Source organism: Mesorhizobium sp. WSM4823 (assembly GCF_055811195.1).
The window spans coordinates 147507-159738 of the sequence record NZ_JBVVQL010000005.1 but is presented as its reverse complement, the minus strand read 5'-3'; the positions used below and the strand labels follow the sequence as shown (position 1 = coordinate 159738).

Below are 12232 nucleotides of genomic sequence, written 5' to 3'. Positions count from 1 at the left end.
GGCCGGGGCTCGTTCATCGCGGGCAGGAGATCGGCAGCTTCGCCGACAGCGCCTGCTTACGCGCCCTCGACGACCGAAAAGCCCTCGAATTGCGGGTGACCGAGATAGTGCACCTTGGTGGTGCCGGTATTGCGGTGCGCGGCGCGAAAGTTCTCGGATTTGGTCCAGGCGACGAAATCCTCATGGCTCGCCCACACAGTGTGCGAGGCGAACAGCGTGTAGCCTTCGGCCTCGTTGGCCGGACCGCGCAGCAGATGAAATTCCTTAAAACCTTTCATTTCGGACAGGCTGGAATCACGGTTCTTCCAGACGTCCTCGAAGGCGGTCTCAGACCCGTTCTGGACCTTGAAGCGGTTCATGGCGATGTACATTGGTGGTTCCTTTCGGGATTGCGGATTATGATGCTTGGTGGATTGCCTGAAACGCTGAGGCGCAGGCTGTTAGAAGGGACCGATCCGCGCTTTAAACACCCAACTTGACTTGCCGGTTTCGGTTGGAATGGGAGGGAACGGTGCTTGCTTGCGCACCAGCGTCAAAGCGAATTGATCAAGCTCCTGAGAACCTGAGCTTTCGGCAAGCTGTATGTCGCTGATGCTGCCGTCGGCCATGACAACGAAAACGACCCTCGCATTGTTGCGAGCGCTGGCTTGTATCGATTTCGAAACACGACGGTTGGCGCGGGCAAGCTTCTTTTGAACTTCACCGCTGTAGCGGGATTCTATCGCATTGCCTGCCGCTTCCTGCTTCTTGCCCTTGCTGGAAGTCACCGCGTCGCGTTCCTCGCCATCCGGCGCACCGCGGGCATCGTTCGTTTCGTCCGCTACGCCAAGACCTGCTGTCGTGGTTGGCCTCGCGGTCGGGATCGGCGGCTGTCCGAAATCGGTAGGAGGCGCCTCGGTGCTTTCGGCCGGAGCAGCCGGCTCCGCCGGCGCTTCAGTCTTCGGAGCCGCGTCCGGTTCGTCCAGCCGTGGGGTGTCGGCCATCAATATGCCTGGGGTGGGGGTGGGTTGTTTGGCGACCTGCGGCAAGGGCGCGGAGGACTGCGCGCCCATTTCCCTGGAGGGCCGGTCGGCAGGCTGCTCGGGCTTGACCTCAGGCTTGGCCGGCTGCGGGTCGGGCACCAAGGTAACGTTCATCGCGCCCGGGACCTGACCACCCAAGGCGCTGCCGACCACGTTGGCACCGGTTTGATCGGTGCCTTCCATCTGGATAGCGTCCTTGGAATCGAATGTGCCGGCAGGTGTGACGAGAAAAGCAGCCGCCACCGCGGCATGGAACAGGCAGGAGGCGATGATAGCCGCCGTCCATTTGCGGCTCATGGCTGACGGCCGGGCCGGCGCAAGCGGTTCGGTCGGCGCAATCGCCAGTTCGCCATTAGCGTCGGGGAGGGGACTGATTTCCTGCATGGCTCGCGACGAGACCTGCCTCGACCGGTGCGGACTTGTCAAATCAAGATCATTTGCCCCCAGCGGCAACAGACCGGCCAAAGGCCATGCCACGGTGTTCCGTCCGACGGCAGGCTCCAGTCCCACTATCTTTTCAGACGCCGAAAGCGATGCCGGTCTTGGTTTCGGTCTTCAATTTGCGCATGCAAGCGTCCGGCTCGATGCCGGTGCCGGCGCATTCGGTCGCGCTGTTGATCAGCACGCGGCTGACCTTGGCGCAGTCCGCGCCGGCAAGATCGAAACGCGTGACCTTGGTCTTGCCCGCCGGCAGGTCCTTGAAGTCGAGCACGGTCAGCCGGTCGACGACGCCGGCCTCGTTGAACAGCGCGATTTCGAACGCCGCTTTCGAGAGATCGGCGCCGAGCGTGTTGTTGACCACGAACGTCAAACGGCAGCCCTTGTCGGAGGGTTGTGCACCGTTGAGTTCAAGCGTGAGAGCAGGGACCGGCGCGGACTCTTGCGCCCACGCCGGACCCATCACAAGCGGCATTGCCAGCACCGAGGTCAGCAGGCGAAGCGATGCCGTCAAGCTTGCCATTGTCGTCAGCCTCCAAATCGCATTGTCGCCGCCAGCTTCAACGTGACGCCGGGCTCGTAAATTACACTCGTGGCCGATCCGTTCAACGGATTGGTGTATTTTTCGTCGAACAGATTGTCGGCGCGGAAATCGACCTTGAAGTTGTCGGTCGCCTGGTAGCTGGCGAAGGCATTGACCAGCGTGTAGTCCCGGGCCACTTCGTTGCCCTTCGGCTTGCCATTGTACTGGACCTCGCCGCCGACGGTCAGCTTATCCTCCAGAAAGCGCAAGCCGAGTTGGGCGGTGACTTGGGACGAAGGGACGGTGACGAGGTCTGCCCGCTCGCCATCATAGGAGATGGTGTGGCCATCGATAATCGAGGCCGACAGCCCGGCGAAACCCCAGCTGGCGTCATAGACAGCTTCCATTTCAAAGCCGCGGATCTTGGCTTCTGCGAAGTTCTGGTACTGGAAGCAGATCGGGATGCCGGGGCCGAACGGGCAACCGCTGGTCGGATCGAAGGCCGATAGGGTGACGCCATCGATGTAGTCTTCGACATCGTTGTTGAAGTAGGCCGCCTTGAAACGAAACGCGTCGCCGGCTTCGAGGATGTCGTCATGCTTGTAGTTGACACCGAATTCGACGGTTTTGCCGATTTCAGGCTTCAGGTTGGGATTGGGGAGAAACGGAAAGCTGACGCCAGCCGGATGATTGCCGCTGATGAGGGTTTCCGACAGCGACGGGGAGCGATATCCCTCCGCATAGGTACCGTAGAGTTGCAGTCCCGAAAGGCTGGCGGTTTCAAACGGCGAGACGCCGACCGTGATGCGCGGCGACAGCCGGTCGCCGGAGGTTTCGCCGACATCGCTTTCGAGCTTGTAGCTGTCGTAACGCAGGCCGGCGATGACCTCGAGCCAATCCCAGGTGAGCTTGTCCTGGATGTATGCGCCGGAAACGTTTCGCTTGCCCGAAGGGGTATAGAAACTGTCGCCGCCTGCGGCGCCCCCCGTCTCGACGTCATCGCCAACCCAGTCGCCACCGTAGGTCAGCTCGTGCGCAACGCCGGCGGTCTCGAACCGCGAGGTGTTCCAGATGTCGATGCCCGAAGTGCCGATATCGAAGGTCGACATCGAACCCGCCGGCAGGACGATGGGAAGACCGGTGACCGGATCAAACCGATTTTGCGGAACAAGGCTCGTCATGTCCAGGTTGGTCTTGTTGTAGGAGGCGTTGATGTGGAGATCGAGCCAACTCTTGTCTTCGTCGGTGATGTTGTAGCGACCGGTGAAGGTGTTCGCTTTCAGGTCGACGTCATTCACCGGCGTGCCGCCGCTGACCTCGTTCCACCCGTCCCTCGTGCCATTCCAGCCCAGTTTCAGCTCGCTGTTTTCAGTGGGGCGGATGGTCGTCTTGAGAAGGCCGCTCAACACGTCGAAGCCGGTGCCGTTCACCGTATCGCCGCCGCCATCCTTGTAGTCGTCGTAGTCGCGATAAACGATGTTGCCGAGGACATCCCAGTTTTCATTGAAACGATAGGCACCGGCGGCGCTGGTGGTCCAGCCTTCGCCGTTGGTCTCGTAGCGCCCGGTCGCGGACGCCGCCCACGTCTCGCCGTCGCGCAGAAAGTCCTCCGCGTCCTTGGTCTCGAACAAGACGACACCGCCAATGGCGCCCGAGCCGTAAGTATTGGCAACCGGGCCGCGGGTGACGTCGACGGATTTGATGAGCTCCGGGTCGATATAGAAGGTCGATTGCGTGCCGTGATCGGAGCGCTGGAAGTTCTGCCGCGCACCGTCGACGATCACAGCGACGCGGCCGAAGTCCTGAAGGCCACGGATATTGATGGAGGAACTGGCGCGCCTTGCGTCCGCCTGGACCGTTATTCCAGGCACACCGAACAGCATTTCGTTAGGCGTCGTTGCCATGCGCCGATCCAGCTGCTCCTGGTCGACATGACTGGTCGAAGACAGGGATTCGATCGCCGTCTCGCCGGTGCGGCTGACGACCAGGATCTGGTCGAGCAGCGTTGCGCCTGCGGGAGCCGGCCCGGCCTCTTCAGGCGCCTGCGCCTGTTCGGCCTGCTGCTGGTCTGTTGTCGGCTGGGCGGCCTGTTGAGCAGTGGCCGGCGGCGTCAGCAGCGCAATCGCTGCAGCACCCGCCAGCAAAGCGGCTATTCCCTTTGCCACCGGCCGATACGCCGGATCTCGATACACCGGACCTGGGCTGCTATTCGCCAGACCCAGCCGTCCCCAATTCGCCAACCCCATGCCCCAACTCCAAAAGTCCTGGTTCGATGCTGGCTGGCTTGGAGCTTGCTGGCATTTTTCATCTCGTCCGGCGTCTTAAATCTTGACTCACCTAGTCCGGTATTGCACTGACTAATAAACATGATTATTCAAGTCAAGAAATGAATCGGCATCTACGCAACGCCTAGCCAGACGCCCGGCACAGGAAAGGGATCGAACCAGATGAACACGCACAATCCCAGTGACTTTCGCTATCGCGTCCGCCGTTCCGACGACAATTCGGCTCGTTTCGATCGGGTTCCGTTGACCGTGAGAACCTTGTCCAGCAATACGCTGTTCCAGGGCGAGCACGAGATCGGCATCGAGCATCACGGAGCCCTCTACCGGCTGAAGATCACCCGCCAGGGCAAGCTCATCCTCAACAAGTAGGCAAGAGTAGGTATTTTAGAGATGGACCAGCGCGTAAAACCCGCTCCGCACGAGATCCGGCGGGCGCGGGAAGACAATCCGAAGACGCGCGAGCGCGATCTCGCCGCCCAGCTTGGGATTTCGGAGGCCGAGCTGGTCGCCGCGCATTGCGGCGACGGCGTCGTCCGCGTCGAGCCGCGCGTCAACGACCTTTTGACCGGCCTCGAAGCCGTCGGTGAAGTCATGGCGCTGACCCGTAACGAAAGCGCTGTGCACGAGAAGATCGGCGTCTACGACAAGGTCGTCACCGGCAACCACAATGCCATGGTGCTTGGCGAGAACATCGACCTGCGCATCTTCCCGAAAGTCTGGACGCACGGCTTTGCCGTCGAAAAGCGCGACGGCGATGATATCAGGCGCAGCCTGCAGTTCTTCGATGCAGCAGGCGAGGCGGTGCACAAGGTGCATCTGCGGCCGGCATCCAGCCTCTATGCCTATCAGAAGCTGGTGGGCGAACTCGAATCGCCGAACCAGGAGCCGACGGTTGCGGTTTCGGAGGGCGGATTTGCCGACGAAGCCGAGACTTCCGATGTTTCCACCGATGTCGACGATCTACGCGACCGCTGGAGCCGGCTGACCGACGTGCATCAATTCTTCGGCATGCTGAAGACGCTGAAGCTCGAGCGCCGCCAGGCAATGCGCATGGTCGGCCAGGATTGTGCCTGGCTGCTCGACAACGATGCCGTCAGCGCCATGTTCCATCATGCCGCCGAGGGCGAGATGCCGATCATGTGCTTTGTCGGCAATCGCGGCTGCATCCAGATCCATTCGGGCCCGATCAAGTCGATCAAGCCGATGGGGCCATGGATCAACGTGCTGGACGAGACCTTCCACCTGCATCTGCGGACCGACCACATCCAAGAGGTCTGGGCCGTGCGCAAGCCGACCAAGGACGGTCATGTCACGTCTCTCGAAGCCTATGGCGCCGACGGCAAGATGATCATCCAGTTCTTCGGCAAGCGCCATGAAGGTGAAAGCGAGCGCGAGGACTGGCGGTTTCTGGCAGAGAACCTGCCGCGCATCCCAAGCCCGACCGCAGCCTGAGGACGACGACAATGGCTCCTTTGCTAATGCGGGCGCGTGTTTTCAAAATGGCACCCCTTTTCAAACGGGTGCTTGGGGCCACGATCGGCCTTTCCCTGGCCTTCGCCGCGCTGCTGCCGGCCCGTGCCGCCGAAGGCACAGAGGTGTTCGCCGACCCGTCGAAGATAGCCGCCATCGGCGGTTCGATCACCGAGATCGTCTTTGCGCTAGGCGAGCAGGATCGGTTGGTCGCCCGCGATTCAACCAGCCGTTATCCCGAGGCGGCGCTCAAGCTGCCTGACGTCGGCTACATGCGCCAGCTGTCGCCGGAAGGCGTCCTGTCGGTCAATCCGTCGGGCATCCTGGCGCTGCACGGCAGCGGGCCAAAGGAAGCTGTCGACGTGCTGAAGAAAACGAGCATCCCGTTCATCGAGGTGCCCGAGCGCTACGACCATGAAGGCATTCTCGAGAAGGTCCACATCGTCGGCAAGGCGCTCGGCGTGGACGCCAAGGCCGACGCGCTGGCAGCCGAGATCGATGCCAAGCTGAAGGCCGCCGAAAAGCAGACCGCCTCGATCAAGGAGCGCAAGCGCGTCCTGTTCGTGCTGTCGATGCAGGGCGGCAAGATCCTCGCTTCCGGCAGCGAGACCGCCGCCGACGGTATCATCAAGCTTTCGGGCGGGATCAACGCGGTCGATGGCTTCTCCGGCTACAAGCAATTGTCCGATGAGGCGCTCATCACCGCCAAGCCGGACGTGATCCTGATGATGAGGAATGCCGGTCCTGCCGCATCGGATGACGAATTGTTTGCGCACCCTTCCATTTTGTCGACGCCGGCGGGTGCGGCGCGTAAGGTGATCCGCATGGATGGCGGCTATCTGCTCGGCTTCGGCCCGCGCACGGCCGACGTTATCCACGACCTTGCCGCCTCGCTTTATGACGGGCAGGCCGGGGACTGAGCGGGCTCCAATGGTGGATCAATCGATCGCTGGTGCGGGCACTATGGCGACAGCATCCGACGGCGACCGTTCGGGGCGGGCGCGCATCGTCATCCTGCTTTTATGCCTGGGACTTGCCGTTGCCGTCCTGTTCTCGCTGACATCAGGCGCGTCCGATGCCTCGGCCGTCAGCGTCGTCGGCGACTGGCTGTTGGGTGCAGCACCCGGCAATGAGGTGCTGAGCGCGCGCGACCGCCTGATCGTCTACGATATCCGCCTGCCGCGGGTCATCCTCGGTGTGCTGATTGGTGCCGCACTTGCCGTCTCCGGCGCGGTCATGCAAGGGCTGTTCCGCAACCCGCTGGCAGACCCCGGCCTCATCGGCGTTTCGGCTGGATCGAGCCTCGGCGCGGTCGCCGTCATCGTGCTTGGCGCCACGGTGCTGGCGCCGATAACCTCGGTGCTGGGCACGCTCGCTCTGCCGCTGGCGGCGTTCTGCGGCGGACTGGCGACTACATTGGTGCTCTACCAGGTCGCCACCAGGCAAGGCCAAACCTCGGTCGCCACCATGCTGCTTGCCGGCATCGCGCTGGCGGCCCTCGCCATGGCGCTCACCGGCATCCTGATCTTCATGGCCGACGACCGGCAGTTGCGCGACCTTACCTTCTGGCAACTCGGCTCGCTTGCCGGCGCGACCTGGCAGAAGATCGGCTCCGTCGGGCCGATCATCGTGGTGGCGCTGGCGGCAATGCCGTTCCTGGCGCGCGGCCTCAACGCGCTGGCGCTGGGCGAAGCCACCGCCGGCCATCTCGGCATCCCGGTGCAGCGGCTGAAATACACTGCAATCATCGGCGTTTCGGCGGCGGTCGGGGCATCTGTCGCCGTCAGCGGCGGCATCGGCTTTGTCGGCATCGTCGTGCCGCATCTGCTGCGCCTGGCTATCGGGCCGGACAATCATTACCTGCTGCCGGCCTCGGCTCTGCTCGGCGCTTGCCTGCTGCTGCTGGCCGATGCCGTGGCCCGCACCATCGTAGCGCCGGCCGAGCTGCCGATCGGCATCGTCACCGCGATCGCCGGCGCGCCGTTCTTTCTCTGGATCCTGCTGCGTAAGCGTGGCGTCATTGACCTGTGAGAGACCATTTGGAAACTCTACTCTGGCGGCCATCTGATGGCGTTTTCTGCGCTTCCGGTGCTCACGGACCCAGCCCATGACCCCGGAAACCGAAATCGGTTTCCGGAAAGGATCATGCGCCAACCAAAGTGTTAGAGCGTCCTTTGCGCGTCCAATGGACGCGCGGCGCTCTAATGTCCGCTGCGCTCCGGTTCTCGAAACCACCACCATATGACTCGCCAGAGCGAATTTCGAAACGGTCTGTACGAGGGGTTTTCATGATCGAAGCGCGGGATGTCTCGGTGGCAATCGGCGGCACGCGTATCGTCACCAATGTCGATTTCGACATGCGGCCCGGCGAAATCGCGGCCATCGTCGGCCCCAACGGTTCAGGCAAGACGACCTTCCTCAAGGCGTTGTCCGGCGATCTTGCCTATTCGGGAAAGGTCACCATCAATGGCCGCGACCTGTCGGCGATGAAGCCGGTCGAGGCAGCCATGCTGCGCGCCGTGCTGCCGCAGGCGACGACATTGTCCTTTCCGTTCACGGTGCGCGAAATCGTTCGGCTCGGCCTGCTCGGCGGGCGTTCGGGCGCGCTGCCCGGCGAGGACGAGCGCCTGCCCGAACGGGCGCTGGCGCGGGTCGATCTCGAAGGCTTTGCCGGCCGATTCTACCAGGAGCTTTCGGGCGGCGAACAGCAGCGCGTGCAGTTGGCCCGCGTGCTCTGCCAGGTCTGGGCGCCGGTGCTCGACGGCAAACCGCGCTATCTGTTTCTCGACGAGCCGGTTTCCAGCCTCGACATCAAGCACCAATTGATCATCATGAACATCGCCCGCGATTTCGCCAGACGAGGCGGCGGCGTAGTCGCCATCCTGCACGACCTCAATTTGACGGCCATGTATGCCGACCGGATTTTCGTCATGCACCGCGGCAGGCTTGCCGCCACCGGCTCGCCGCAGGACGTGCTGAGCGACGATCTGATCGAAAAAGTGTTCGATTGCCGGCTGAGGGTCGGCGTGCTGCCGGCAGGAGACGTGCCGTTCGTGCTGCCGCAGTCGGTCTATTGATATTCAGGTGATGCCGGCCTGCAAAAGGCGGTTTCCTGCGCTTCCGGTACTCACGTACCCAAACGTACGCTCCGTTCCGGTTCTCGGAACCCACCTGTTTGGTCGCTTCGCGCCCGTCTTCGACTCCGGCTCCGCCTGACCTGAATTTCAACAGACTTATCCACCGCGATGACCGGAATCAGGCTGCCGGCGCCCTCTGCACCAGCATGTCGATGCCGAGCAGATGCCGCACATTCGGGCGTGCCGCCACCATGTCGGCGATCGTATAGCGCTCAAGCACGGCGAAGAAGGCGTTGAGTGCCTCGCGCAGCGCCGAATTCAGCGCGCAACTGTCGACCAGCGGACATTCGGCGGCGTCGTTCTCGAAGCATTCGGCCATGGCGAAACTCTCTTCGGTCACGCGCACGACGTCGAACAGGGTGATGGTTTCGGCCGCGCGGCCGAGCCTGACGCCGCCGTTCCTGCCGCGCACCGTCTCGACCAGACCATGCTCGACCAAAGGCTGCAGGATCTTGAAGAGAAAAAGCTCGGACACCGAGTAGGCGGCCGCGATTTCCGGGATCCGGCTCAGCCGATCGGTATTCGCGGCGCAATACATCAGGATGCGCATGGCGTAGTTGGTCTGGCGTGTCAGCCGCATTTTGTCCTCGCGAAGCAGTAGCTCGAGCCCAATATGGCCTATACCTTGGAATAATTCCAGACAAGCACTGCATAATAGATGATTTTCTTTGTCAAGTTTGCGTGCACGTTGTGCAAACCATAGCCTTGCTTTGGCAGGCATTCGGCTGGGCGGATACCTAAATTAAGGTCCGCGAGATCGACCAGGAGCAGCTCATCCATGTCACAATCAGCACCGGCTTTGGCATCCGCCCGGATCGATGCCGACGCGGACGCCAAGCTTTCGGCGCTTCGGCGCACCAAGTTCGTCGCCGCCGCAGCGCTCGCTCTCTGCGTCCTCATCTTTGCCCTGGCCAAGTCGTTCGAGGGCCGCTATCCGTGGCTGGGATTCGTCGCCGCTTTCGCCGAGGCAGCGACGATCGGCGGGCTGGCCGACTGGTATGCGGTGGTGGCGCTGTTCAGACGGCCGCTCGGCCTGCCGATCCCGCACACCGCCATCATTCCTGAGAATCAGAACCGCATCGCCGACAATCTCGGCCGCTTCATCGAGGTCAATTTCCTGGCGCCGGAGCCGGTGCGCGAAAAGCTTGCCGAGGTCGACTTTTCCGCGCTCGTTGCGGATTGGCTGGCCGACCCCAACCGCGCCGCCGATCTGTCGCATTTCGTCGGCCGGCTGGTGCCGCAGACGCTGGCGGCGGTCGAGCAATCCGGCCTGCGCGGCTTCGTCACCAGCCGCATGCTGGAGCAGATCGAAAAGGTGCCGCTGGCGCCGCTCGCCGCCGAGCTGCTGTCGGCCCTGACCGACGACCGCCGCCACCAAAGGCTGTTCGACGAATTCACCAAGGTCGTCGGCCGCTTCCTGAGCGACGAGCAGGCGCTGACGACGATGCGCGAGAAGATCCGCGAGGAACTGCCGTCGCTGTTCAATCTGTTTCGCGCCGACGCCTATCTGCTGAAGAAGATCGTCGCCTCCGCCGGTTCCCTGCTCGACGAGGTGAGGGCCGATCCCGAACACCCGATGCGCGCCGAATTCGACAGTTTCGTCCAGGCCTTCGTCGAGCGGCTGAGGACGTCCAAGCAATACGCCAAGCGCGCCGAGAAACTGAAGCGCGATTTCCTCGCCAGGCCGGAGCTGAAGGCGCTGGCCGGCGACATGTGGGAAAGCCTCAGCCTGTTCATCGAGCAGGACGCCAAGGCGCCGAACTCGATGATCCGCGCGCATCTCGCCAACATGTTCGTCGAGGTCGGCCGCCATCTTGCCGGCGACGCGCAGATCAGGGCCGACATGAACCAGGGTTTCGTCGTGGCGCTGTCTTCCTTCGTCGAAAGCCAGAAGAGCGGCGTCTCGAAATTCATCGCCGATCAGGTCAAGCGCTGGGACCTTGCCCAGCTCACCAGGCTGATCGAAATGAACATCGGCAGGGACCTGCAATATATCCGCTTCAACGGCATGGTCATCGGGGGCCTTGCCGGCCTCGTGCTCTATACGGTGGAATTGCTGTTCCTCGTTGGCTGAGGGCGATCTATTGCGCCTCAGAATGGACCGCGAAGCGCCAGTGCCCTATTCTTCTCCGCGGGTGCCGCCCTCGCAGCAACAGGGGAGAGAACCACAATGGCAAAGCAACCGGATTCCGGCTCTTTCATCGACATGTTCGGCCGGTTCGGCCGCGACCTGAAGCTGCCGAACGTCGATGTCGAGGCGATCCTCAACCATCATCGCAAGAACCTCGAGGCACTGGAAAAATCAGCCAGGGCCGGTGCCGCGGGAGCGTCGTCGCTGTTTTCCAGACAACGCGAGATGCTGCAGGACACGCTGCACGAAATCGCCGACATGGCGCAGAGCTACAGGGCGCCGGGCGATCCCAGGGAATTGATGGCCAAGCAAGCGGCGTTCGCCAGGAAATCCTTCGAGACCGCGTTGAAGAATGCCGGCGAAGTGGCCGAATTGGCCAGGAAATCCGGCACCGAATCGGTCGAGATCCTGCGCGACCGCATCAAGGAAGCGATGGAGGAAATCCGCGCCGGCTACGATAAGAAGTAGGCTGCTCCCAAGCCAAAACGGACTTTTCTACCGTTGTCCGGCTCCTGAAAGTCGTATGGTCGATTCTCTATTCGGCCGAGGCGCACAAAGTTTCTCTTGGTCCTGATAGTTTGTTCGGCGCTGGACACAGGCATTGACGCGATACGGCCGAGATACCGCAGCGGAACGCACGGAGCGAATTGACAGAGGCGGCCGGTTCGTGGTCCGGAGGCAGGGCAAGTGATCGGGAAAGCAGGCGATCGGGAAAGCAGGAATGACGCAAACACGGCTGAGGACGCCGCCGACCTACGAGCAGCTCAGGACGATGACAGGGCAGGAGCTTGGCGTGTCGGACTGGACGACGGTCGACCAGAGCCGCATCGACCAGTTCGCCGAATGCACGGGCGACCGGCAATGGATTCACGTCGATCCAGAGCGGGCGAGGCGGCAAAGCCCATTCCGCACCACCATCGCGCATGGCTATCTGACGCTGTCGATCATCGGCGCGCTGGCGCTCGACATGGGCATCGTCCCCGAAAATACGCAAGCTGCCTTCAACTACGGCTTCGACAAGGTGCGGTTCCTGGCGCCGGTCAGGGCCGGCGCTCGCATCAGGCTGCGCGTCACGCTTTTATCGATGGAGGACAAAGGCCCCGGCCAGTATCTGATGAAGGCCGCCAATGTCGTCGAGATCGAAGGTGAGCAGAAGCCGGCGCTGACAGCCGAAACGCTCGTCATGCTCTATGAGCGCCGGAGGCGGGCAGGAGCCTGAAACAATT

The 12232-nt window shown here is 62.4% G+C and carries 14 protein-coding genes; 8 read left to right on the top strand and 6 right to left on the bottom strand.

The features are described 5' to 3' along the window. Positions 1-56 precede the first annotated feature (56 nt). From hmuQ to AC0L26_RS15580, 4 genes are all read right to left on the bottom strand, one after another. The gene (hmuQ, locus tag AC0L26_RS15595; protein WP_473633342.1) at positions 57-371 is read right to left on the bottom strand and encodes a heme-degrading protein HmuQ; all 315 of its coding nucleotides are present in this window, start codon (positions 369-371) and stop codon (positions 57-59) included. Positions 372-440: 69 nt separating this feature from the next. Further along, positions 441-1205 (bottom strand): energy transducer TonB family protein, encoded by a 765-nt coding sequence (locus tag AC0L26_RS15590; protein ID WP_473633341.1) that lies wholly within the window; start codon positions 1203-1205, stop codon positions 441-443. Positions 1206-1539: 334 nt separating this feature from the next. After that, positions 1540-1983: a hypothetical protein gene (locus AC0L26_RS15585; RefSeq protein ID WP_473633340.1), complete on the bottom strand. Its 444-nt coding sequence runs from the start codon at positions 1981-1983 to the stop codon at positions 1540-1542. Between the two features lie 5 nt (positions 1984-1988). Beyond that, positions 1989-4229 (bottom strand): TonB-dependent hemoglobin/transferrin/lactoferrin family receptor, encoded by a 2241-nt coding sequence (locus tag AC0L26_RS15580; RefSeq protein ID WP_473633339.1) that lies wholly within the window; start codon positions 4227-4229, stop codon positions 1989-1991. A gap of 201 nt (positions 4230-4430) precedes the next feature. On the opposite strand from AC0L26_RS15580, the gene hemP reads away from it, so the two are divergent. The 5 genes from hemP to AC0L26_RS15555 all read left to right on the top strand — a co-directional run bounded on the left by hemP (position 4431) and on the right by AC0L26_RS15555 (position 8815). Then, entirely contained in the window at positions 4431-4637 is a 207-nt protein-coding gene (gene hemP / locus AC0L26_RS15575; protein ID WP_095486642.1) for a hemin uptake protein HemP, read from the top strand. Between the two features lie 21 nt (positions 4638-4658). After that, the gene (locus AC0L26_RS15570; RefSeq protein ID WP_473633338.1) at positions 4659-5720 is read left to right on the top strand and encodes a hemin-degrading factor; all 1062 of its coding nucleotides are present in this window, start codon (positions 4659-4661) and stop codon (positions 5718-5720) included. A 47-nt stretch (positions 5721-5767) separates the two neighbouring features. Continuing rightward, positions 5768-6658 carry a heme/hemin ABC transporter substrate-binding protein gene (locus AC0L26_RS15565; RefSeq protein WP_473633337.1) on the top strand — a complete coding sequence of 297 codons (891 nt, stop codon included), beginning with the start codon at positions 5768-5770 and terminating at the stop codon, positions 6656-6658. 10 nt (positions 6659-6668) lie between these two features. Continuing rightward, positions 6669-7769 (top strand): FecCD family ABC transporter permease, encoded by a 1101-nt coding sequence (locus AC0L26_RS15560; protein WP_473633336.1) that lies wholly within the window; start codon positions 6669-6671, stop codon positions 7767-7769. Between the two features lie 257 nt (positions 7770-8026). Continuing rightward, positions 8027-8815: a heme ABC transporter ATP-binding protein gene (locus tag AC0L26_RS15555; protein WP_473633335.1), complete on the top strand. Its 789-nt coding sequence runs from the start codon at positions 8027-8029 to the stop codon at positions 8813-8815. A 178-nt stretch (positions 8816-8993) separates the two neighbouring features. On the opposite strand, the gene rirA is transcribed toward AC0L26_RS15555, so the two are convergent. Then, positions 8994-9455, bottom strand: coding sequence for an iron-responsive transcriptional regulator RirA (gene rirA, locus AC0L26_RS15550; RefSeq protein WP_352931777.1), 462 nt, complete (start codon positions 9453-9455; stop codon positions 8994-8996). 38 nt (positions 9456-9493) lie between these two features. Further along, positions 9494-9655, bottom strand: a complete 162-nt coding sequence (locus tag AC0L26_RS15545; RefSeq protein ID WP_473633334.1) for a hypothetical protein — start codon at positions 9653-9655, stop codon at positions 9494-9496. Here AC0L26_RS15545 and AC0L26_RS15540 point away from each other — a divergent pair. The 3 genes from AC0L26_RS15540 (at position 9654) to AC0L26_RS15530 (ending at position 12225) form a co-directional block, all read left to right on the top strand. Then, positions 9654-10949 carry a DUF445 domain-containing protein gene (locus tag AC0L26_RS15540; RefSeq protein WP_473633333.1) on the top strand — a complete coding sequence of 432 codons (1296 nt, stop codon included), beginning with the start codon at positions 9654-9656 and terminating at the stop codon, positions 10947-10949. The two genes, AC0L26_RS15545 and AC0L26_RS15540, sit on opposite strands and share 2 nt — an antisense overlap. Positions 10950-11045: 96 nt before the next feature. Beyond that, positions 11046-11474 carry a phasin family protein gene (locus tag AC0L26_RS15535; RefSeq protein WP_473633332.1) on the top strand — a complete coding sequence of 143 codons (429 nt, stop codon included), beginning with the start codon at positions 11046-11048 and terminating at the stop codon, positions 11472-11474. A gap of 253 nt (positions 11475-11727) precedes the next feature. After that, positions 11728-12225 (top strand): MaoC family dehydratase, encoded by a 498-nt coding sequence (locus tag AC0L26_RS15530; RefSeq protein WP_473633331.1) that lies wholly within the window; start codon positions 11728-11730, stop codon positions 12223-12225. Positions 12226-12232: the final 7 nt, after the last annotated feature.

Bases quoted from the DNA above. Each gene is read 5' to 3' on its own strand.
- hmuQ (WP_473633342.1), bottom strand. From the start codon at position 371: ATGTACATCGCCATGAACCGCTTCAAGGTCCAGAACGGGTCTGAGACC.
- AC0L26_RS15590 (WP_473633341.1), bottom strand. From the start codon at position 1,205: ATGGAAGGCACCGATCAAACCGGTGCCAACGTGGTCGGCAGCGCCTTG.
- AC0L26_RS15585 (WP_473633340.1), bottom strand. From the start codon at position 1,983: ATGGCAAGCTTGACGGCATCGCTTCGCCTGCTGACCTCGGTGCTGGCA.
- AC0L26_RS15580 (WP_473633339.1), bottom strand. From the start codon at position 4,229: ATGGGGTTGGCGAATTGGGGACGGCTGGGTCTGGCGAATAGCAGCCCA.
- hemP (WP_095486642.1), top strand. From the start codon at position 4,431: ATGAACACGCACAATCCCAGTGACTTTCGCTATCGCGTCCGCCGTTCC.
- AC0L26_RS15570 (WP_473633338.1), top strand. From the start codon at position 4,659: ATGGACCAGCGCGTAAAACCCGCTCCGCACGAGATCCGGCGGGCGCGG.
- AC0L26_RS15565 (WP_473633337.1), top strand. From the start codon at position 5,768: ATGGCACCCCTTTTCAAACGGGTGCTTGGGGCCACGATCGGCCTTTCC.
- AC0L26_RS15560 (WP_473633336.1), top strand. From the start codon at position 6,669: ATGGTGGATCAATCGATCGCTGGTGCGGGCACTATGGCGACAGCATCC.
- AC0L26_RS15555 (WP_473633335.1), top strand. From the start codon at position 8,027: ATGATCGAAGCGCGGGATGTCTCGGTGGCAATCGGCGGCACGCGTATC.
- rirA (WP_352931777.1), bottom strand. From the start codon at position 9,455: ATGCGGCTGACACGCCAGACCAACTACGCCATGCGCATCCTGATGTAT.
- AC0L26_RS15540 (WP_473633333.1), top strand. From the start codon at position 9,654: ATGTCACAATCAGCACCGGCTTTGGCATCCGCCCGGATCGATGCCGAC.
- AC0L26_RS15545 (WP_473633334.1), bottom strand. From the start codon at position 9,655: ATGGATGAGCTGCTCCTGGTCGATCTCGCGGACCTTAATTTAGGTATC.
- AC0L26_RS15535 (WP_473633332.1), top strand. From the start codon at position 11,046: ATGGCAAAGCAACCGGATTCCGGCTCTTTCATCGACATGTTCGGCCGG.
- AC0L26_RS15530 (WP_473633331.1), top strand. From the start codon at position 11,728: ATGACGCAAACACGGCTGAGGACGCCGCCGACCTACGAGCAGCTCAGG.